This window comes from uncultured Neptuniibacter sp., assembly GCF_947498015.1.
Classification (GTDB): Bacteria; Pseudomonadota; Gammaproteobacteria; order Pseudomonadales; family Balneatricaceae; genus Neptuniibacter.
Genome location: NZ_CANMIR010000002.1, coordinates 66,512 through 85,611, shown reverse-complemented (window position 1 = coordinate 85,611; position 19,100 = coordinate 66,512). Strand labels below are relative to the sequence as shown.

At 50.0% G+C, this 19,100-nt stretch carries 21 protein-coding genes and 1 riboswitch; of the genes, 11 read left to right on the top strand and 10 right to left on the bottom strand.

The genetic code is table 11. The features are described from left to right. Positions 1–356: 356 nt before the first annotated feature. The 3 genes from Q0882_RS02645 to dctP all read right to left on the bottom strand — a co-directional run bounded on the left by Q0882_RS02645 (position 357) and on the right by dctP (position 3,456). Entirely contained in the window at positions 357–1,658 is a 1,302-nt protein-coding gene (locus Q0882_RS02645; RefSeq protein ID WP_299177664.1) for a TRAP transporter large permease, read from the bottom strand. After that, entirely contained in the window at positions 1,655–2,314 is a 660-nt protein-coding gene (locus Q0882_RS02640; RefSeq protein WP_299177661.1) for a TRAP transporter small permease, read from the bottom strand. The genes Q0882_RS02645 and Q0882_RS02640 overlap by 4 nt, the downstream gene beginning before the upstream one ends. Before the next feature lie 122 nt (positions 2,315–2,436). Further along, entirely contained in the window at positions 2,437–3,456 is a 1,020-nt protein-coding gene (dctP, locus tag Q0882_RS02635; RefSeq protein WP_299177659.1) for a TRAP transporter substrate-binding protein DctP, read from the bottom strand. 219 nt (positions 3,457–3,675) lie between these two features. On the opposite strand from dctP, the gene Q0882_RS02630 reads away from it, so the two are divergent. Both Q0882_RS02630 and Q0882_RS02625 read left to right on the top strand, forming a co-directional pair. Further along, the gene (locus Q0882_RS02630) at positions 3,676–4,584 is read left to right on the top strand and encodes a LysR family transcriptional regulator (protein ID WP_299177656.1); all 909 of its coding nucleotides are present in this window, start codon (positions 3,676–3,678) and stop codon (positions 4,582–4,584) included. A 150-nt stretch (positions 4,585–4,734) separates the two neighbouring features. After that, on the top strand, positions 4,735–5,202 hold the full coding sequence (locus Q0882_RS02625; RefSeq protein WP_299177653.1) for an isoprenylcysteine carboxylmethyltransferase family protein: 468 nt from the start codon (positions 4,735–4,737) through the stop codon (positions 5,200–5,202). Positions 5,203–5,207: 5 nt separating this feature from the next. Here the strand turns inward: Q0882_RS02625 and Q0882_RS02620 are convergent, their stop codons facing one another. Both Q0882_RS02620 and msrA read right to left on the bottom strand, forming a co-directional pair. Beyond that, on the bottom strand, positions 5,208–5,633 hold the full coding sequence (locus Q0882_RS02620; protein ID WP_299177650.1) for a GNAT family N-acetyltransferase: 426 nt from the start codon (positions 5,631–5,633) through the stop codon (positions 5,208–5,210). Positions 5,634–5,644: 11 nt separating this feature from the next. Further along, positions 5,645–6,118, bottom strand: coding sequence for a peptide-methionine (S)-S-oxide reductase MsrA (gene msrA, locus Q0882_RS02615; protein WP_299177647.1), 474 nt, complete (start codon positions 6,116–6,118; stop codon positions 5,645–5,647). 264 nt (positions 6,119–6,382) lie between these two features. On the opposite strand from msrA, the gene Q0882_RS02610 reads away from it, so the two are divergent. Continuing rightward, entirely contained in the window at positions 6,383–7,012 is a 630-nt protein-coding gene (locus tag Q0882_RS02610) for a TorF family putative porin (RefSeq protein WP_299177644.1), read from the top strand. A gap of 58 nt (positions 7,013–7,070) precedes the next feature. Here the strand turns inward: Q0882_RS02610 and Q0882_RS02605 are convergent, their stop codons facing one another. From Q0882_RS02605 to Q0882_RS02590, 4 genes are all read right to left on the bottom strand, one after another. After that, positions 7,071–7,418, bottom strand: coding sequence for a RidA family protein (locus Q0882_RS02605; RefSeq protein WP_299177642.1), 348 nt, complete (start codon positions 7,416–7,418; stop codon positions 7,071–7,073). Positions 7,419–7,426: 8 nt separating this feature from the next. Continuing rightward, positions 7,427–8,503, bottom strand: a complete 1,077-nt coding sequence (alr, locus tag Q0882_RS02600) for an alanine racemase (RefSeq protein ID WP_299177638.1) — start codon at positions 8,501–8,503, stop codon at positions 7,427–7,429. 32 nt (positions 8,504–8,535) lie between these two features. Then, positions 8,536–8,919, bottom strand: a complete 384-nt coding sequence (locus Q0882_RS02595) for a Rid family detoxifying hydrolase (RefSeq protein ID WP_299177635.1) — start codon at positions 8,917–8,919, stop codon at positions 8,536–8,538. A 76-nt stretch (positions 8,920–8,995) separates the two neighbouring features. Then, positions 8,996–10,252: a D-amino acid dehydrogenase gene (locus Q0882_RS02590; protein WP_299177632.1), complete on the bottom strand. Its 1,257-nt coding sequence runs from the start codon at positions 10,250–10,252 to the stop codon at positions 8,996–8,998. A 141-nt stretch (positions 10,253–10,393) separates the two neighbouring features. Here Q0882_RS02590 and Q0882_RS02585 point away from each other — a divergent pair, with 141 nt between their 5' ends. Beyond that, positions 10,394–10,888: an Lrp/AsnC ligand binding domain-containing protein gene (locus Q0882_RS02585; protein WP_299177629.1), complete on the top strand. Its 495-nt coding sequence runs from the start codon at positions 10,394–10,396 to the stop codon at positions 10,886–10,888. 629 nt (positions 10,889–11,517) lie between these two features. Continuing rightward, positions 11,518–12,891: a sodium:alanine symporter family protein gene (locus Q0882_RS02580; protein ID WP_299177627.1), complete on the top strand. Its 1,374-nt coding sequence runs from the start codon at positions 11,518–11,520 to the stop codon at positions 12,889–12,891. 382 nt (positions 12,892–13,273) lie between these two features. Here Q0882_RS02580 and Q0882_RS02575 read toward each other — a convergent pair whose 3' ends face one another. Continuing rightward, positions 13,274–13,681, bottom strand: coding sequence for an STAS/SEC14 domain-containing protein (locus tag Q0882_RS02575; protein ID WP_299177624.1), 408 nt, complete (start codon positions 13,679–13,681; stop codon positions 13,274–13,276). A 124-nt stretch (positions 13,682–13,805) separates the two neighbouring features. Continuing rightward, a riboswitch (cobalamin riboswitch) is annotated at positions 13,806–14,040 on the top strand. 92 nt (positions 14,041–14,132) lie between these two features. Here Q0882_RS02575 and Q0882_RS02570 point away from each other — a divergent pair. From Q0882_RS02570 to Q0882_RS02545, 6 genes are read left to right on the top strand one after another with little or no spacing between them, the layout of a single operon-like run. Beyond that, positions 14,133–14,933, top strand: coding sequence for a DUF4198 domain-containing protein (locus Q0882_RS02570; protein ID WP_299177621.1), 801 nt, complete (start codon positions 14,133–14,135; stop codon positions 14,931–14,933). A gap of 15 nt (positions 14,934–14,948) precedes the next feature. Further along, positions 14,949–15,569 carry a cobalt transporter CbiM gene (gene cbiM / locus Q0882_RS02565; RefSeq protein ID WP_299177618.1) on the top strand — a complete coding sequence of 207 codons (621 nt, stop codon included), beginning with the start codon at positions 14,949–14,951 and terminating at the stop codon, positions 15,567–15,569. Next, the gene (locus Q0882_RS02560; protein ID WP_299177615.1) at positions 15,562–16,230 is read left to right on the top strand and encodes a hypothetical protein; all 669 of its coding nucleotides are present in this window, start codon (positions 15,562–15,564) and stop codon (positions 16,228–16,230) included. Before cbiM ends, Q0882_RS02560 begins: the two co-directional genes overlap by 8 nt. Next, entirely contained in the window at positions 16,214–16,996 is a 783-nt protein-coding gene (gene cbiQ / locus Q0882_RS02555) for a cobalt ECF transporter T component CbiQ (RefSeq protein WP_299177613.1), read from the top strand. The genes Q0882_RS02560 and cbiQ overlap by 17 nt, the downstream gene beginning before the upstream one ends. Next, positions 16,993–17,685: an energy-coupling factor ABC transporter ATP-binding protein gene (locus Q0882_RS02550; protein WP_299177610.1), complete on the top strand. Its 693-nt coding sequence runs from the start codon at positions 16,993–16,995 to the stop codon at positions 17,683–17,685. Before cbiQ ends, Q0882_RS02550 begins: the two co-directional genes overlap by 4 nt. Further along, a complete protein-coding gene (locus Q0882_RS02545; protein ID WP_299177607.1) occupies positions 17,685–19,064 on the top strand; it encodes an MFS transporter in 1,380 nt (459 codons plus the stop codon). Before Q0882_RS02550 ends, Q0882_RS02545 begins: the two co-directional genes overlap by 1 nt. Positions 19,065–19,100 lie beyond the last annotated feature (36 nt).

The window sequence follows — 19,100 nt, the reverse complement described above, 5'->3', positions numbered from 1 at the left end:
GCCAGCTTTTGGCACTTTGCTGCCGTTCTTTGAATTCTGCTCCAGTTCTGCTTTTTACCGAGAGAAGACTTTGGAAATTCAAACCAAATGCAAAGTTAATTCAGTACACCCCTCGCTTTGAATTCGGCCAGATCTTTCTAATACCCATTTTTTATAACTCCTTTCCTATGAGTCGGAATGGTGATCTGTACAGGACCTTGGCTGTCATCTATCACCCTATGGTAGAGGTTGCATATGAGGCTTCAATTTTAGAACGGTCACGATGTTCGTCACACCTGAAGAGGAAGAAAAAGCGCCACCTTGCGGTGGCGTAAGATTAGAGTGATGTGTGGATAGGATGAATGCGGTTTGTTCTATTAATAGCCCAGTAGAAGTTTTGGCAAAAATAGAGATAACTCTGGAACAAACGTGACCAGAAAGACCATGGGCAGGTGCCCCAGGCAGAGGAATTTCACGGTTGGAGTGATATATCTGTCCAGCGATAGCTTACTGACTCCGCCAGCCATATAGAGCATCGGGGCGCAGGGAGGGGAGACATTGCCTAATCCCAGGTTAACGCCAACAACGGCTGCAAAGTGTATCGGATCAATGCCCAGCTCATTGATGATGGGTAGGAATATGATCGCGGCCAGTACACTGCCGGAGATATCATCAACGATCATACCAATCAACAATAACAGCAGATTGATCAACAGTAACAGAACATACTTGTTCTCAGAAACCTGTAGGAGGGCCTGAGCAAGATCACGTGGAACCTGTTCCAAAATCATCGCACGGCTCATGATAAACAGGAAAAACAGAACCGCCATAATCGAGCCCGTCATAGTAACCGCACGTACAGTCACGGCGCTCAGACTCTTGATCGACATGCCTCTGTAGATAAATAATCCCACCGGAATTGCATAGATCACCGCAATGGCGGCGGCTTCGGTTGGTGTTGCAATACCGCTGTAAATAGCACCCAGGATAATGAGTGGCATCAGCAGTGCAAAAGCCGCATGGTATCCGGTTTTAGCTACACCGGTGACCGCCTGTTTAAAGGGGAGAGGGGCGTCCACTTTAATGTTCTGATTATTGCGTAGAAACCACATGTTCAATAGGCAATAGAGCAGTGTGAGCAGGATGCCGGGAATAATCGTAGAAAGGAATGCAGCGCCAACAGAGAGTCCACCGGTGATTGAGAAAACGATCATAGGAATACTGGGAGGAATCAGCAGTGCAAGTACGGATGAACAAGCCACCAGAGCGGTCGCATGACCTTCAGGATAACCTTCGCGGATCATCCGGGGGATCATAATCTGGCCAACAGCAGCGATAGCCGCTGAAGAGCTGCCTGAGATAGCACCAAATAGCGCACAGGTGAGTACGGTTACGGCTCCCAGTCCACCTTTAATACGACCGACGATTGAGTTTACAAAGTTCAGTAGCCGTTCTGATATCCCGCCTTCGGCCATCAATAAACCTGCAAAGATAAACAGCGGTAATGCCAGGAGCGCAAACCCACTGGCAGTTTTAAATCCGTGGGGAATCAGGAATGAGATGTTGTTACCGGTGGTAAAAGCAAACAGCACAGCGCCAATACCAAATGCGAAGGCAACAGGGATCTCAATTAAAATAAGTACGACGACTACGGCCATCGCGATCAGAAACAGGGTCATTGGACGGTCTCCCTTACGTTCTGGCGTGCGCGGTATGTTCGGCGCAGGTCTCTGAATTCGTTGATGGTTTCGAGCAGGAAGTAGCCGACCATCATCGCAAATCCGACAATCATGCTGGCGCTCCAGAAGCCCCTAGGCCACCGTAGATTGATACTGACACGACCTCGATCAATCTCTTTCAAGGCGTATTTACAGGCAAAATATCCAAAGATAATGGCCGCGATCATACAGGTGATAGAGCCTACGAAGCGGATCATATTAACTTTGAATGGGTCTTTTACGACCAGGCTGACAATGCCGCCATGGATATGTTCTCGTTCCCGGGTGGCGTAGCCCATTCCGAGAAAATAGATCCAGACCGCAAGGAGAATAGCGGCCTCTTCGATACCATTGAATGGAGATTGCAAAACATAGCGCATGATGACCTGAGCGAACATCAGCAGTGCCAGGCCTAAGCCGGTTGTGAGCATGAGACTGCGGAAGATCCAATTCAGCATGCGCTCAAAGCGCATCAGGTGAGTGTCTAATCGGTTATTTGCTGATTCCGGGACAGCGTGAAGATGCGGCGGGATCGGATGTTTACTGAGGTTTGGATCGTAATCGTAGATCTTAGCCTCAGCAACAGAGTCTATGGTAGAGCGTTTTTTCGGGTTCATGGTTCTGATCCTGATATGGGTCAACAGGAAGTATCACTCGCGGGATTAACTCCGCCTGCATGGCCTCTCTGGTTGTGACACCGTTGGCGCGAGTGATACCGGATAGTTTCCTGATATTAGGATCAGTTGATGCCAGCGATTTCGCGCATCATGCCCATAATTTTCGGGCCAACAATACCTTCCATGTAGGGCCATTCGTTGGCGTAAAGCGCTTGCTTAGCTTTATCCAACTGCTGCGGGTTTAACTCAACAACATTGATACCTGCTTCACGCACCTGCTTCAGGAAGTTTTCATCCACGGATTGCGCCTCATCCCAGATCTGGTTAAGAGTTGCATCAGCCGCCGCGAGCAGTTTGCTACGCTCCTCTTCAGATAGCTCGTCCAGCCAGTTCTTGTTGACAACCCAGAATGCATGTTCAAAGTAATCGCGGGTAAGAATATAAGCGGAGAGAACATCACGCATCTGCCAGATCTCGACCGATGGGCCAAATGCACGTCCATCTACAGTGCCCAATTGCAGGGCTGTATATAACTCAGAGAATGGCATAGGTACTGCGGTAAAGCCCCAGTTTTTGAAACGCTCGATACCGATCGCCACGGGCGGGACGCGCATCTGAATCCCTTTGGTATCTTCAGGGAAGTTAGTGGGTACGCGGTCTACACCTTTACGGATCGCAACAGAGCCAAACCCTGTTGGGATCGTTCCCAGTACAACCAGATCCAGATCACTCATGATCTCGTTATAAACAGCGGTCATCTTACCGTTGGGACCATAAACCTTCCGAGCGTCATCCCAATTATCAACAACATAGCCCAACCAGGACAGATCCAGTCGCTCATCAAACTCGGATGCGGCGAATGTCATGGACATCGGGATAACACCCTCCATGCTCTGTTCGAAGATGGATGCCCAATCTCCGAGGTCGCCACCGGGATGGTAATCAATATTCAGAGTAGAGTTCTGAGCTTTAAGCTGATCTGTAAAGGTGGTGGAGGCTAGATGGAAAATATGGTCGGTGGGATATGCGTGAGCAAGCATAAACTCATCACCGGCATTGGCGGTTTGTGTTGCAGGCAAAGTTAATGTTGCTGCAAGGGTGCACGCGGAGAGCGTGTGTTTAATCTTTGTAGAAATTGTCATAGCGACCTCTAATTTTTTTTTTACGGTCAATTCGTCACCTTGCTGAGTTGGTTTTGCTCTCACTCAGCAGGTTGATCAACTATGAATCAGGTGTTTTTTTGAATAAATTTGAAAAAACTGTCATACAGTTAAGTAACTACTTAACTTAAAGTCGGTAAAGTTAAGGTAAGCTTATGGCTATCAGCGGGATATCACTGTTTTAATTAGGTTGAGATCACTATGAAGAAACAGAAAAAAACCATTGGGCAACTGGGAGATATTGATCTGCGTATGTTGCGGATCTACAAAGTGGTCGTGGAGTGCGGTGGTTTTTCTGCCGCAGAAGTAGAGCTGAATATCACGCGATCTGCTATTAGCCTTGCGATGTCAGATCTTGAGAATCGCCTTGGGTTCCGGCTCTGCCAGAGGGGGCGTTCAGGTTTTGCTCTGACAGAAGAGGGTCAGCAAGTCTATGACTATACACTGGAGCTACTCTCATCTATTGAAACCTTTCGCACGCAGGTCAATACGCTGCATACTCAACTCATTGGTGAGTTGAATATAGGTATCACAGACAATCTGGTAACGATGCCTAAGATGGAGATCACCAATGCCTTGGCAGAGCTCAAGCGTCAAGGACCGGAAGTGGTTGTGAATATCCGCATGATTCCCCCGAATGAGATCGAGATGGGGGTGCTTGATGGGAAGCTTCATGTGGGGATGGTTCCGACACTTCGCTCACTCTCAGGTTTAAACTACCAGCCACTCTATAAAGAACGTTCAAAACTCTACTGTGCAGATAGTCATCCTCTTTATGGCTGTGATGACAGGGAGCTGGACCCAGCTCAGTGGGATGCGGTTGCGCCAGCCTATGCCCAGACGCCAGAGATCAAAACCTGTTATCAACAGTTAAAAGCCACTGCCACAGCAACTGACCGTGAAGGGGTGGCGTTCCTTATCCTGACAGGTCAGTATATCGGCTACCTGCCTGAGCACTTTGCAGAACGCTGGGTACAGCTTGGGCGTATGCGCGCCCTCAATCCTGAACAGTATCAGTATGAAACACAGTTCTCAGTGATCACCCGTAAGGGCGCGCGTTCGAATCTGGTACTCGAAACCTATCTGAACCATCTGGTTGTGGATGCGTAAAGCGTCAGTGGATTCTTGAACAATCTAACATTAAGGTTGCAGGGAAGAGTAAGCGCACTATCAGGTTATTGATTAAATACCGATTGATTGATGCGAACGTAATCTGAGCACCGCAACAGCTAAGCAGCTATCAATATCAGAGGGGAGAGCATGAGCCAAAAAGACCGAGGCCCTGGTGTCAAAATCCCCCCGCCTTTGATCTACCTTTTTTTTGCGCTGGTGGGGTATGGGATAGAATCGGTCCGTCCGGCCGGGCTGTTTGGGCTAAGTGAAGTGCCATTTCTGGCTTATGCTTTGATACTCGCGGGTCTGCTGATTGCGATCACTGCGGCCCTTCATTTCTGGCGTGCTAAAACCCATATTGAGCCCTGGCAACCCGCTTCACAGTTGATCACCTGCGGTATCTTCTCCTACTCGCGTAATCCGATCTATCTGGCGTTTATTCTTGTGACGCTGGGTGCGGGGCTTCTCTTAAACAGCCTTTGGATCACCTTGAGTGTTATTCCAGCAACGCTCTGCCTCTACCAGTGGGTAATTAGAAAAGAGGAACATTATCTGGAGCAGCGCTTCGGTGATACCTACCTCCAATATAAGCAGAGCGTCCGCCGCTGGTTCTAAATGCCCTACGACCAGGGGTGGTACAGAAGACAGGTATCACTGCCTCTCTGCTGGTAGGTCTGCTGTTTTATGATCAGTTGAGTGGGTGTGGTGTCGGGGAGTGTCTGGGTAAAACCATGGCGTAAATAAAAGGGAACAGCATCGTGGTAGGCAAAACAGTAGAGCGATTGTGGCTCAACCTGCTGCATTAGAGCCATGAAAAGTTTACCTCCCAACTGCTGCCCTCGTAGTTCCCTCTCTACCCACAGCCCTCTGAGCAGCCCAGTGGGTTGCTTATCCTCGAGCGGGGATAAGCGGGCTGCCGCAACGATGGCTCCATCCCGTTCCAACCAGAAACAGCGATCTTCGGGTTGAATCCTCCCTTTATGACCGTTGCGTTTGTAAAATCGCCCCAACGCCGGTGAGCTGATATGGCTCCCCAGTGCACTCATAAGTTGGTCCACTAGATACCGCAGCTCCCCATGCCCCGTTTTGCAAGATACTTCTGATGATACTCCTCCGCTTTCCAGAAGGTCGCTGCAGGCGCAATTTGAGTGACAATCGGGGCGTTAAACGTACCGTTGCTATCCAGGGCCTGTTTGCTCTGCTCAGCCAACAGCTGCTGGCTCTCATCATGATAAAAGATCGCTGAACGATATTGGGTACCGATATCAGGCCCCTGACGATTCAGGGTAGTGGGATTGTGCATCGACCAGAAGTGCTCAAGTAGAGTTTTATAGTCGAGCTGCTGCTCATCGTATTCCAGCTGAACTACTTCAGCATGATAGGTATCACCTTGACACACAGCTTTGTAATCGGGTTGTTCTGTTGTGCCACCCATGTAGCCAACTTCAGTATGGGTAACACCCGGTATCTGAGAAAATTTTAGCTCAATGCCCCAAAAGCATCCGGCTGCAAATGTCGCTGTCTTCATCATTTAACCTCTCTAAGCCCATAGTTGGGGTGGGCATCATAGTTCAGTTGGTTCGTAATGTAACAAATTGTTCACTTATGGTGCATCTGCACAATGCGAAGGCGCATCATTGGTGCGGCTGCGATTCTTTAGCTTAGAGTATGACAGAGAAAATAGATTCAATAATTATTAACTGTTTGTTTTTAAAGGTAAAATAATATTTGGCACAGGCTGTGCAATTCGTAAGGGTAATTCAAGAATTTCATTTTATCCGAGGGGGACAAATTAATGATGAAATCAACGACTAAAACCTTAATCGCTGCAGGTCTTCTTTCCGCATCAGTTATGGCTGAGGCCGGCCTTTCTGCCAATATTGGCGCAATGAGTGACTACTACTTCCGTGGTGTTGATCAGGGCGTCAGCGGTGCGAGCATCATGGGTGGTCTGGATTATGAAGCAGAGAACGGTCTCTCTGTCGGCACATGGGCAGCATCACTGAATGATGGTGAGCAGGAAATCGATGTATATGGTGGTTATGCAGGTGAAGTAGAAGAGTTTTCCTACTACCTGGGTTATACCGGTTACCTGTACACAGAAGATGGTGCGACTGATTTCCATGAGATCAATCTAAATCTGGGTTATGGCCCGATCAGTTTTGAATACACGGTTGGTACTGAAGATGCTGCCAGTGGCGTTGAAGAATCAGATTACACATTTGCGGCTATTACCGGTGAATATGAAGGCGCGTATCTGACATTAGGCTCATACGGCAACGATTATGACGGTGAGTACTGGGAAGTCGGTTACAACACAACTTATGAAGGCTTGGACATGGGTGTTGCTTACATCGATCCAGATTCAGAGATCGGTAGCGGCGATACCATCAACTTCTACATCAGTAAAACGTTTGAATTCTAAACGCCTGCCCTGATCGACATACTAGCAGTGAAGCCCGCCATTAGGCGGGCTTTTTTTATTAATAGGCGGCTGTAACAGAGAGCTCTACCAGTATCTCCGGGCGAGCCATGCGTGCTTCAACACAGGCGCGAGCAGGTTTTTCACAATCTGCTACCCAGGCATCCCAGACTTCATTCATGGCTGCAAAATCTTTCATGTCACGGATGTAGATGGTGACGGAGAGTAGTTGGTTTCGGCTGCTGCCTGCTTTTGTCAGCAGATCATCTATTTTATCCAGACAGCGCTGGGTCTGCTCTGCAATATCCCACTGGGCTTCGCCAGCGGTTTGTCCGCACAGATAAACGGTACCGTTATGTTTAACGATACGGCTCATGCGCTGTGTGGATTCAATGCGTTCAATACTCATGTGAGTCCTCAACTATATTTCTTATGTACACGGCGGGTGATGCCGGTAAACAGGGTGTAGGGGATGGTGTCGCAGCAGTCAGCTACTTCCGAGGCGAGCACATTCTCCCCCCAGAGTTCGACGTAGCTGCCTATGCCTGCATCAGGTATCTCAGTCAGATCGACCGTGAGCATATCCATCGATACGCGGCCGATAATTCGGCTCGGTTGGCCGTTAACGTAGACCGGGGTGCCGTTTTTTGCGTGGCGTGGATAGCCATCAGCATAGCCCATCGCAACGGTACCGACCCGGGTCGGCTTGTCGCACACCCAGGTACTGCTGTAGCCGACGGGGTCACCGGGTTCCAGATCTCGCACAGCGATCACTTCGGAACTTAGCGTCATGGCCGGTTTTAACTGATCTGCGATGGTTTGTGACTGCGCAAAAGGTGATGCGCCATAAAGCATGATGCCGGGGCGCTGCCAGTCGCGACGTGCTTCTGTATGCGCCATAGTACCGGCTGAGTTTGCCAGACTAACGGGAGCGTTCAGGTCAGCGGCGATCGCATCAAACACCTTGATCTGCTCGGCGGTGACGCTCAGTTCGGGTTCATCCGCAGATGAGAAATGGCTCATCAAAACAACCTCTTTGACCTGAGGAAGTGTATTGAGCTTTTCAAATGCGGTTTTGAACTCGGCGGGTTGTAGCCCCAGACGGTGCATACCGCTATCCATTTTTAGCCAGATGCTGATCGGCCGTGGTAACTCCGCCTTGGCGATGATGTCGATCTGTGATGGGCTGTGTACTGCACACCACAGATCATGCTGGCTGATGTAGTCCAGTTCATCGGCACTGAAAAAGCCTTCCAATAACAGAATCGGAAGGCTGATTCCGGCTTCCCGTAGCTCTACGGCTTCTTCGATGCAGGCAACACCAAATCCATCTGCGATATCTATCAATGCGTTCGCTACATTAACCGCGCCATGACCGTAAGCATTGGCTTTGATAATGGCAAGTGCGCGCTGATCAGGAGCAACGGATTTTGCCAGTTGATAGTTGTGGCGAATAGCGTCCAGATTGATTGTTGCGGTGGCTGCTCGTGCCATAGTTACTCCTACTCAGCTTGCTAACTTATCTCTTATACAACCATAACAGCTTCAATTTCGATGTCAGCGTCTTTTGGCAGTGCTTTTACCGCGTAGGCTGCACGTGCAGGGTAGGGTGCATCGAAGTATTTAGCCATGATCTCATTAACCTGGGCAAAGTATGACAGGTCCGAGAGCAGGACGGTGATTTTAACAAAATCATTAACGCTACCGCCTGCTGCTTCAGCGACCGCTTTCAGGTTCTCAAATACCTGTACGGCTTGCGCTTCAAATGATTCAGTGACCATCTCCATGATTTCCGGGTTCAGAGGGATCTGACCTGATATATAGACCGTGTTACCCGCTTTTACCGCCTGTGAATAGGTGCCGATTGCTGCAGGTGCCTTGTCTGTAGAGATAATTGCTTTGTTGCTCATCTGTTTTTCCTTTATTCAATAGGGGAGACCGGCTCGGATGAGCCGGTCTGAAAATTAGTCTCTGTTTGTGGATCGCTTAGCCGTAACGTGCAACCGAGAGACCCTCTTTTTCGATCTCCGGTTCATGCTGGCTGATGATGTCTGCTACGTATTTGCCTGAACCCAGTGACATAGTCCAGCCCAGCGTGCCATGACCAGTGTTCAGGAATAGGTTGGAGTATTTAGTTTCGCCAAGGATCGGTGTGCCATCGGGCGTCATCGGGCGTAAACCGGTCCAGAACTCCGCTTTTTCCAGATCACCGCCGCCCGGGAACAGGTCACTGACAACAAATTCCACATTGGCTTTGCGCTTCTCTTCCAGCTCCTTGTTATAAGAAGCGATCTCAGCGGTGCCGCCTACGCGAATACGATCTTCAAAACGGGTGACGGCCACCTTGTAGGTTTCATCCATGACGGTAGAGGTTGGCGCTTTGCTGGCATCGATGATCGGCAGTGTCAGGGAGTAACCTTTGATCGGGTAGACCGGAACTCGCAGATCGATCTTCGACAATACCGGAGTAGAGTAGCTACCCAGAGCGACCAGATAGGCATCAGAGACCATCTTGCCTCTGGAGGTGTTTACAGCCGTGATCTGATCACCTTGTGTTTCGATGCTGAGAATCTCGGTTTTCATCTGGAACTTCACGCCCAGTTTCTTGCACTCATCGGCCAGCGCATTGGTGAATTTGTAGCAGTCGCCCGTCTCATCACCCGGCAGGCGCAGGCCGCCGACAATTTTGTCACGGACGTGGATCAGCGCAGGTTCATATTCGATGCATCCATCAACATCCAGCTCCTGGAAGTTAACACCGCTCTCTTTCAGAACGCTGATATCTTTTTTCGAATCCTTAACCTGTTTATCGGTTCTGAACAGCTGCAGGGTACCTTTGCTGCGCTGCTCGTAATCGATATCCAGTTCATTACGCAGGTTGATAAAGCAGTCGCGGCTATATTCAGCTAATCTAACCATACGTGCTTTATTGGTGTGGTAGGCACTTTCGGTGCAGTTGGTCAGCATTTTGGTCATCCAGCCAAGGGTCTGAGTATCGACCTCTTTACCACTGATCATAAAAGGAGCCAGATCCTGCATGAGCCATTTGACCGCTTTCAGGGGGATACCCGGGCCTGCCCAAGGGGCTGAATAGCCGGGAGAGATCTGCCCTGCGTTGGCGTAGCTTGTTTCTAACGCGACATCTACCTGGCGATCGATTATAGTTACGTCATGGCCAGCCTTGGCTAAATACCAAGCGCTCGTAACGCCAACCACCCCTGCTCCTAAAACCAATACCTGCATAGTGTCACCTCATTTAATAGATTTATTTTGTTAATGAGAAAACACTAGTTTATTTGGTTTTAAGCATTGGAAGGCTTTGAAATTTTGTTATATAAAGGGTTTATAACTGCAAAACTTTGCTTTTACAGTGGATATTAATGAATGACAAACAGTAAAAAGCGAACGCTAGACCGGCTAGATGTCAGTATCCTTCGCACATTGCAGAAGGATGGTCGTATCAGCTACGTAGATCTGGCGGAAAAAGTGGGATTAAGTTCCACGCCATGTATTGAGCGTGTTAAGCGCCTGGAGAAAGAGGGGTACATTGAGGGGTATTATGCGCGCCTTAATCCACAACTCCTCGAATATAATATGCTGGTGTTTGTAGAGATCTCGCTCTCCTACCAGACCCCTGATGCATTCCAGACCTTTAATAAAGCGGTGGAAGAGCTGCCCTATATACTGGAGTGCCATCTGGTTTCGGGTGATGCTGATTACCTGCTGAAAGCGCGTATCAACGATATGTCAGAATACCGGGCGCTGCTGGGGGATATGCTGTTGACGCTGCCAGGCGTGAAAAACTCTAAAAGTTATATCGTAATGGAAGAGGTCCGGGAAACGCTGGAGCTTCCAATACAGTTTAATCCAGGGCGTTAAGCAGCGCTCTTTCTACCAGTGCAGAAGGTTTGGTGTAATCGATTCTTCTGCACACTCTCTTGTTTCTTTATTCCTATCGCTTTTCTCCGGTTTCGAGGGCTGCAGCACTGTTGTTGGTGTAGCTGTTTTTGTGCGTTATAAGCCTGATTGTGTTTTAGCGGGTTCGAAAGGCGGGCTTGTGATCTCGATTGTGGAATAGGTGGAATCACTGTGTTTCACCTGTTATTCCCCCAGAATAAACTTTGAAACCGGTAAAAAAACAGATGAATCAGTGTTTTTTTCTGTTTTTGTTTATATATAAAGTTTTTTGTCCTGCCGAATCGGATATTTCAAAGCCATGTTCTGGCGAATTTAAAATATTGTAGTGAGCAATTCTATTCGTGGCATCGAGGTGGTGGTTTTTTGAGCCATAACCCTTGGCAGGATAAAGGTGGTCTTGATCATCAGGGCCAGTGCTGTGATAGCTCGGTCTGTAAGCCTTGATCAGGCTGCCTGGCGGGCTCGGCAATCGTCACCTCGCCATGAACGGAAGCGCCCTCAATCATGAGTGGCTGGATGTTAGCTAGAATAATAATTACTCCCAAGAGTAAACAAACCTCACATAAACAAAAAAATATTGAGGAATAAAAATGGAAGCATTAACCGATTTTATCGGCATGGTTAACGGGATCGTATGGGGTCCTATGATGCTGGTACTGATTCTGGGTGTGGGCTTGTTCCTGCAGCTGGGTCTGAAACTGATGCCTATCCTAAAGTTAGGCACAGGCTTCAAGCTGATGTGGGGTGGACGTAAAGCGTCTGACTCTGAAAAAGCTGAAGGTGAAATATCTCCTTTCCAGGCACTGATGACGGCGATGTCCGCGACGGTTGGTACTGGTAACATTGCAGGCGTTGCGACGGCTGTCTTCCTGGGTGGCCCAGGTGCACTTTTCTGGATGTGGTGTACCGCGCTAGTGGGTATGGCTACCAAGTTTGCTGAGGCTGTTCTGGCCGTTAAATATCGTGAAGTTGATGAGAATGGCAACCATGTTGGTGGCCCGATGTACTACATCAAAAATGGTCTGGGTTCGAAATGGGCGTGGATGGGTACGGCATTTGCTGTGTTTGGTATGATCGCCGGATTTGGTATCGGTAACACAGTTCAGTCTAACTCTGTCGCAGCGGTACTGGAATCTAACTTCGCATTGCCTACCTGGGTAACGGGTGTCATCTTAATGGTGCTGACTGCAGCCGTGCTGCTGGGTGGTATCAAGCGTATCGGTGCGGTAGCAGGTGCGCTGGTTCCATTGATGGCGATTAGCTATCTGGTTGCGGGTCTGATCGTTCTGGCGATCAATGCAGATGCTATCCCTGCAGCTCTGGATCTGATCTTTACCTATGCATTCTCTGAAGCTGCGGCTGAAGGTGGTTTTGCCGGAGCTGCTGTTTGGGCGGCTATCCGTTTTGGTGTGGCACGTGGTGTGTTCTCGAATGAGGCGGGTCTGGGTTCTGCGCCGATTGCGCATGCGGCATCTCAGACGAAAGATCCTGTACGTCAGGGCCTTATCGCGATGCTGGGTACCTTCCTGGATACCATTATCATCTGTTCGATTACGGGGCTGGTTATCATCACTTCCGGTATCTGGACAAGTGGTGAGTCTGGCGCGGCATTAACCTCTGCGGCCTTTGCTGAAGCGCTGCCGGGTGTGGGTAACTACATTGTTGCGATTGCTTTGGCGATCTTTGCCTTCACCACAATTCTGGGTTGGAGCGTATACGGTGAGCGTTGTGCAGAGTACCTGTTCGGCGTGAAAGTGATTACCCCATTCCGCATCCTTTGGATCATTGCTGTACCGGTAGGTACGATGGTTAGTCTGGATTTTGTCTGGTTGCTGGCGGATACGCTGAACGCGATGATGGCGATTCCTAACCTGATTGCACTGGCGCTATTGAGCCCGGTTGTCTTCAAGTTGACGCGTGAGTATTTCGACGCGCAGGGTGCACCTTCTCTGGAAGGTAAATAATCTGACTATGGCTTTGTAGCCTAAGCAGTATGATAAAAAGGCGATCTCTTAGGATCGCCTTTTTATTTTTAGCCCTAAATCACCTACGTCAGTAGGTGGTTATCATCCCTTTTGGCTTGATCTGAAATGGCCCACCGTAATCTCTATTTCGCTTGTATCTCAATGGCTGGATAAGCGTATTGTGGGAGCGGTGTCCTCACCGCGAAAGTGACTCAGCTTTTTGTCGCGGTGAGGACACCGCTCCTACGCATCTGACGTTATATATCGAAGTAGAAAAATAATAGCGAAGAGCGAGATGCCGCAGGGGTAGTGGGCTACCTCCTTATAGGGGGGCAAGCAAAGCCACCTTCTTTAGAAGGTGGATCTTTTACATCTGTTGCCGCTAGCCACCGAACGGATAGTGCGTTTCTTCCTCATCATCATCATCTTCATCGTTGATCCAGCGAAGCGCTTCCAGTAGCTGAGTCATTCGGTAGTGGCGGATCTCACCTTTCATGAGCAGATCGGCGACCCTGCTCATCCATTCAGTCCACTTTGGATCCCCTACAATGGCTACCCGATGAAAGTCGTTCGCATGTTGGCTGCCAAACTTGATCTCTTCCCAGAGTGTGCCGACTTCGAACCCTTCAAAATCGGGTGCGAAGGTGATCAGCAGTCTGACTTCAGGGTGTGTATTTTTGACATGATCAAACAGCGGTAGAAAAGTTTCCGTGTAATCGGACGCCGTCAGCGTGCCATTGGCTTGCAGAACAATAATGTCGCCCGTGGTTTCAGGTAGAACATAAAGCATAGTGATAACTCAATAGATCAGAATTGCCTGCATTATAGGGTCAAATTGGAATCAGGTTTAGTGCATGTAACTAATTCATAGTTAATAGAAAAGAACTCAATTGCAATGGATCTGTAGCGCAGGTATCGTTGAGCGCTTATCAGGTGGCACGTCAGTGCAGGCTGGACAACGCTTAATACTATGTCTGGTCCGGGAAGTTGGTGCGCATTTCAGTGCAATCCCAACACTGCCCCCGCAACGGTAAATCAGTCAAGTTACCTCAAATACCACTGTGCTCACTGGAGTGCGGGAAGGTGGGGTAATAGAAGGAATCCCTTCGCTGATGAGTCCGGATACCAGCCTGATAAATGTTTACCGTGGTGTTGCGGAGGGCTTCACCGAGTAACCGTTCAGCCTGACTGAGCCTACTTATCCTCCCAACTCCGACACTGTTTATGTTGGAGAAAATTTCGTGTTCAAAAAACTGACAATCGCTATTGCTGCTTCAGCGTTGCTGTTTACATCATCAGCGCAGGCGCATTTTCAAATGGTTTATACCCCTGATCTTCTGAAAGAGCGTGGTGGGGTAATCACACTCAAACTCCCCTTTACCCACCCAGCCGACAATGGTCATGTGATGACTGTCGATCAGCCTGAACAGTTTTTTGTGATTAAGAAAGGGAAAAAAGCAGATCTGATCGATCAGGTGAAAGCTTCCACCTGGAGTAGTGCTGAAAATACCGGTAGCTCCTATGAGGCGGATGTGAAACTGCGTGGTTTAGGGGATTATGTTTTTATCTATCAGATGGCTCCCTACCTTGAGGAATCTGAAGATACCTATATTCAGCAGATCACAAAAACAGTTGTGAATGTAGGTAGCCTGCCAACCGATTGGAGTGAGGATCTGGGGCTGAAAGCTGAGATAGTTCCACTCACTAAACCTTATGCCATCTATGAGGGCGGAACCTTTACAGGCGTTGTGAAAAGTGAAGGTAAGCCGGTTCCATTTGCCGAAATTGAGGTCGAGTACGTTAATTACGACCCCGACATGAAGCATGATCGATTTACTGACAAAGCGAAGATTGAGCCGCCAGCCGATGCGTTTATTACTATGACCATTTTTGCTGATGCCAACGGCACGTTTAACTTCGGCCTTCCTAAGGCAGGGCAGTGGGGTTTTGCTGCGTTGGGTGTGGGTCCTGATAAAGAACACCAGGGTAAAGAGCTCTCTCAGGATGCGGTCATCTGGGTTCAGGCCCATCCTGTTAAATAACTGAGGGATACGAGGATGCATATTGTTGATGGTGCGCTTGCCGTTCCAGTGTTAGCAGCCGGGGCGGCAATGACCGTAGCAGGTGTCGCGTGGGGGCTGAAGCGGATGGATTACGATCACCTTCCGCAGGTTGGTGTCCTCTCCGCGGTATTCTTTATCGCCTCCTATATACATCTACCGATCGGCTTCTCCAGTGTGCATCTGATTTTGAATGGATTGATCGGATTGGCGCTGGGTTGGGCTGCATTCCCCGCTCTGCTGGTCGCTCTATTTCTGCAAGCGGTCTTCTTCGGCTTTGGTGGGTTTCTGGTATTGGGGGTCAATGCGGTTAATATCGCTTTGCCAGCGGTGCTGGTGTATTACCTGTGTCGACATGGAATCAGTTCTCCTTCGCCAAAAATTGCCGCGACCTGGGGTGCGATCGGAGGCGCAGGCTCCATCATTATTACCACCATCATGGTCGCATTCTCTCTGATGCTATCGGGTGAGGCGTTTTTACTGGCAGCTAAAGCGACCTTTGTGGCGCATATTCCGGTGATGATTGTAGAGGGTTTTGTCACCGCTGCAGCGGTCCTGCTGATCCGTAAAGTTAAACCTGAGTTTCTGGGAATTGATGAGGAGCGGGTGTATGGGTAAGTGTGCGGTAGAAGTTACGCTCTGTGGCGAAAGAGGTTTGCATCAGAGAACCGTCTCTAAACAGACCGGATTTTTGTCTATGGTTGGCGTTTTTATCGCAACGGTTTTCCTGCTGATAACTCAGTCGGCTCAGGCACATAACGTCATTGGCGGTGTCTATGCCATCGGCAGTACTGTTGAGGGAGAGGTTGGTTTTTCCAATGGTGACATGGCAGCCGAGGGAACAGAGGTTGTTATCTCTGATGCCGCTGGAACTGAGTTGGGTCGTGAGGCTATTGATTCAGAGGGTATGTTCACCTATGAGGCCTCGCAGCGGATTGATCATTACTTCTCTGTGAACCTGAGTTCGGGTCATCTGCTGGACCTTATTTTGCCTGCAGATGAACTTCCTGATTCTCTACCCGGAGGTGGTGCTACCAGGGCTGCCAAAGTTTCAGAAGCACAGGTGAACTTTGATGGTGATCAGAAAGCGCTACAGGCGTTGGTTGAACAAGCGGTTGCTAAGCAGGTGAAACCCCTGCGAAAGGAGCTTGCGGCCTATAAAGAAAAGGCGGGCTTTCAGGATATTCTGGGTGGAATCGGTTATATCTTCGGTTTGTGTGGCATAGGTATCTGGTGGCGCCAGCGTCAGAGGGAAAAGGGCGATGCCTCAGTTTCTTGAACACAGTGGCACCTCCTGGAAGGGACAGAAAGTTAAGCATGAACGGTCACTGATCGATCGGTTGGATCCGCGCTTGCGTGTGGTGATGGTCACGCTGTTCGCTTTTGCCACAGTACTCTCGCATAACTTTTGGGTGTTATCGGTGGCGGTTATTGCCGGTTTTGTGCTGGCACTGCTGGCACAGCTGAACGTGAAACGCACGCTCCGTCGTGTCATTGCGATGGATATGTTTATGATCTTTCTGATCATATTGCTGCCATTCACGACTCCCGGCGACACCTGGTTTACCCTCTTTGGTTTATCCGCCAGCAAAGAGGGCTTTCTACACGCACTGATGATCCTGCTAAAAGCGCATGCCGTTGTGCTGGCGTTACTGGCACTGGTAGGGACGATCAGCGCAACGACGCTGGGCCACGCTTTGGCGCACCTTCGCGTCCCGGATAAGTTGGTTCATCTGATGCTGTTCACGGTCCGTTATCTGGATGTGATCGGGCAGGAATATAAGCGGATGCGCCGCGCCATGCAGGCGCGGGCCTTTGTCCTCAGAACAAATATGCACACCTGGCGCTCAATCGGTTACCTGATCGGTATGCTGCTGGTGCACTCGCTGGAGCGTTCTGAGCGGATCATGGATGCGATGAAATGCCGCGGCTATAAGGGACAGTTTTACCTGTTGGATGAGATGGCCTTAGGTCGGGATGACTACCGTTTTATGGCACTGTTTATCCCCTTTCTCACTGTTTTAACCGGGCTTAATTTTCTATGAGCGGACAAAAAAACTTGATTAAAGTGACCGGTCTCAGCTACCGCTACCCGAGGCGGGGCGTGGTGTTGGATGGGGTCGACTTTAGCCTGCAAGCGGGTGAGCGAGTGGCCCTGACCGGCCCCAATGGTGCGGGAAAGACCACGCTGTTACACCTTCTGGTGGGGTTGAAAAAGCCAAAAGCGGGAGAGATCTGGGCCTTTGGGGAAACCCGCTCAGAGGAGAAGCAGTTTATTGATGTGCGTGCACGTGCGGGTTTTCTGTTTCAGGACCCGGATGATCAGTTGTTCTGTCCAACCGTACTGGAAGATGTGGCATTTGGACCGCTGAATCTGGGTAAAAGCCGCGAGGACGCACTGCAGATCGCGAGTGACACACTGGCCTCTCTGGGGATGGCAGGATTTGAAGAGCGGATTACGCACCAGCTTTCCGGCGGCGAGAAACGGATGATCACACTGGCGTCGGTGTTAGCCATGGAGCCGGAGGTGTTGCTGTTAGATGAACCAAGTAATGCGCTGGATACCGCGGCCAGGCAGCGTCTGATCGATACCTTATCCGGTTTGCCTCAGGCGATGATTATTATCTCCCATGATGCTGAGTTTATTGCCCAATTGGCCACCCGTGAAGTGTGCCTGGAAAACGCTAAACTAATAGCAGTCACCTCATCCCAACCCGTTCTGGAAACTGCTTGATGGAGATCCTGCTGCCGCTCAGAAATCATGCGTTTCGCTGGTTGTTCTTCGGACAACTGATCTCTCTGATCGGTACCGGTCTCTCGACGGTTGCTCTTGCACTGCTGGCATTTGAACTTAAGCCTGAGGATGCCGGTTGGGTGTTAGGTATCGCGCTGGCAGTAAAGATGGTGGCTTACCTGCTGGTGGCACCGGTTGTGGGCGGCTATGCCAGTCATCTGCCCAGAAAGCACTGGTTGGCGGGATTAAATCTGGGGAGGGCGCTGCTGGTTTTATTGCTGCCGTTCTGTCATGCCCCCTGGCAGCTGTTTCTGCTGATGTTTCTGTTGAACGCGATGGCCGCAGGCTATACGCCGGTCTATCAGGCCCTGCTCCCGGATCTGTTAAGCGATGAAAAAGAGTATACCCGTGCGCTCTCGCTGTCTCGGTTGGCGATGGAGATGGAGAGCCTGTTAAGCCCTGCACTCGCAGCTCTCCTGCTGCTATATAGCGGCTATGCGCTGTTGTTCCAGTTTAATGCGGTGGGCTTTGTGTTGGCTTCTGGTTTGCTACTGCTGGCGTCTGTGCCTGTGAGTAGGGTCAGTGACCGTAGTGGCGGAGTCTGGGAAAAGATCAGTTTTGGTGTGCGTAGCTACCTGAAAACACCCCGGTTACGGGCGGTGCTGCTGTTGAATCTGGCACTCTCGGCCGCAGGGGCGATGATCATCGTCAATACGGTGGTCTATGTGCGCGCAGTCCTGGGGTTGTCTGAGGAACAGGTTCCTTTACTGATGCTGGCCGCCGGTGTGGGCTCTATGGTTGCGGCGGTTGTTCTGCCAAAAATGTTGGAAGGGTTGCATGATCGGCCGGTTATGATTCTGGGAGCGGTGTTGCTCTCTTTGGCGCTCTTCACTGGGGTGGCTACGCCCGGATATTTGGGGTTGTTTCCGATCTGGTTTTTGATCGGTGTGGGTACCAGTATGATTCTGATCCCCACCGGTCGGGTGGTGCGTCACTCCTGTCAGGAGAGCGACCGGAATGATTACTTTTCAGCCAACTTTGCTCTCACCCATGCGATGTGGTTGGTGGGATATCTACTGGCGGGCTGGTTGGGAAGCCGGTTGGGAATGGCTGGTGCTTTTTTAGGGTTGGGAATGTTGGCGGCAGCTGCGACTCTGGCTGCTATGCTGCTGTGGCGGCGCGATGACCAGGATCTACTCTGGCATGAACATCCTGAGATGGATCATCTGCATCCGCATTTTCATGATGAGCACCATCAGCATGAGCATGAAGGGTGGGAGGGGCCGGAGCCGCATCTGCATCCGCACTACCATCCACGGCAGACGCATAAGCATAAGTTTGTGATCGATGAGCATCATGCCCATTGGCCAAAGCAGTAAAAATACCCTTCATCAGCTGAAGCGTGCGTTTAAACA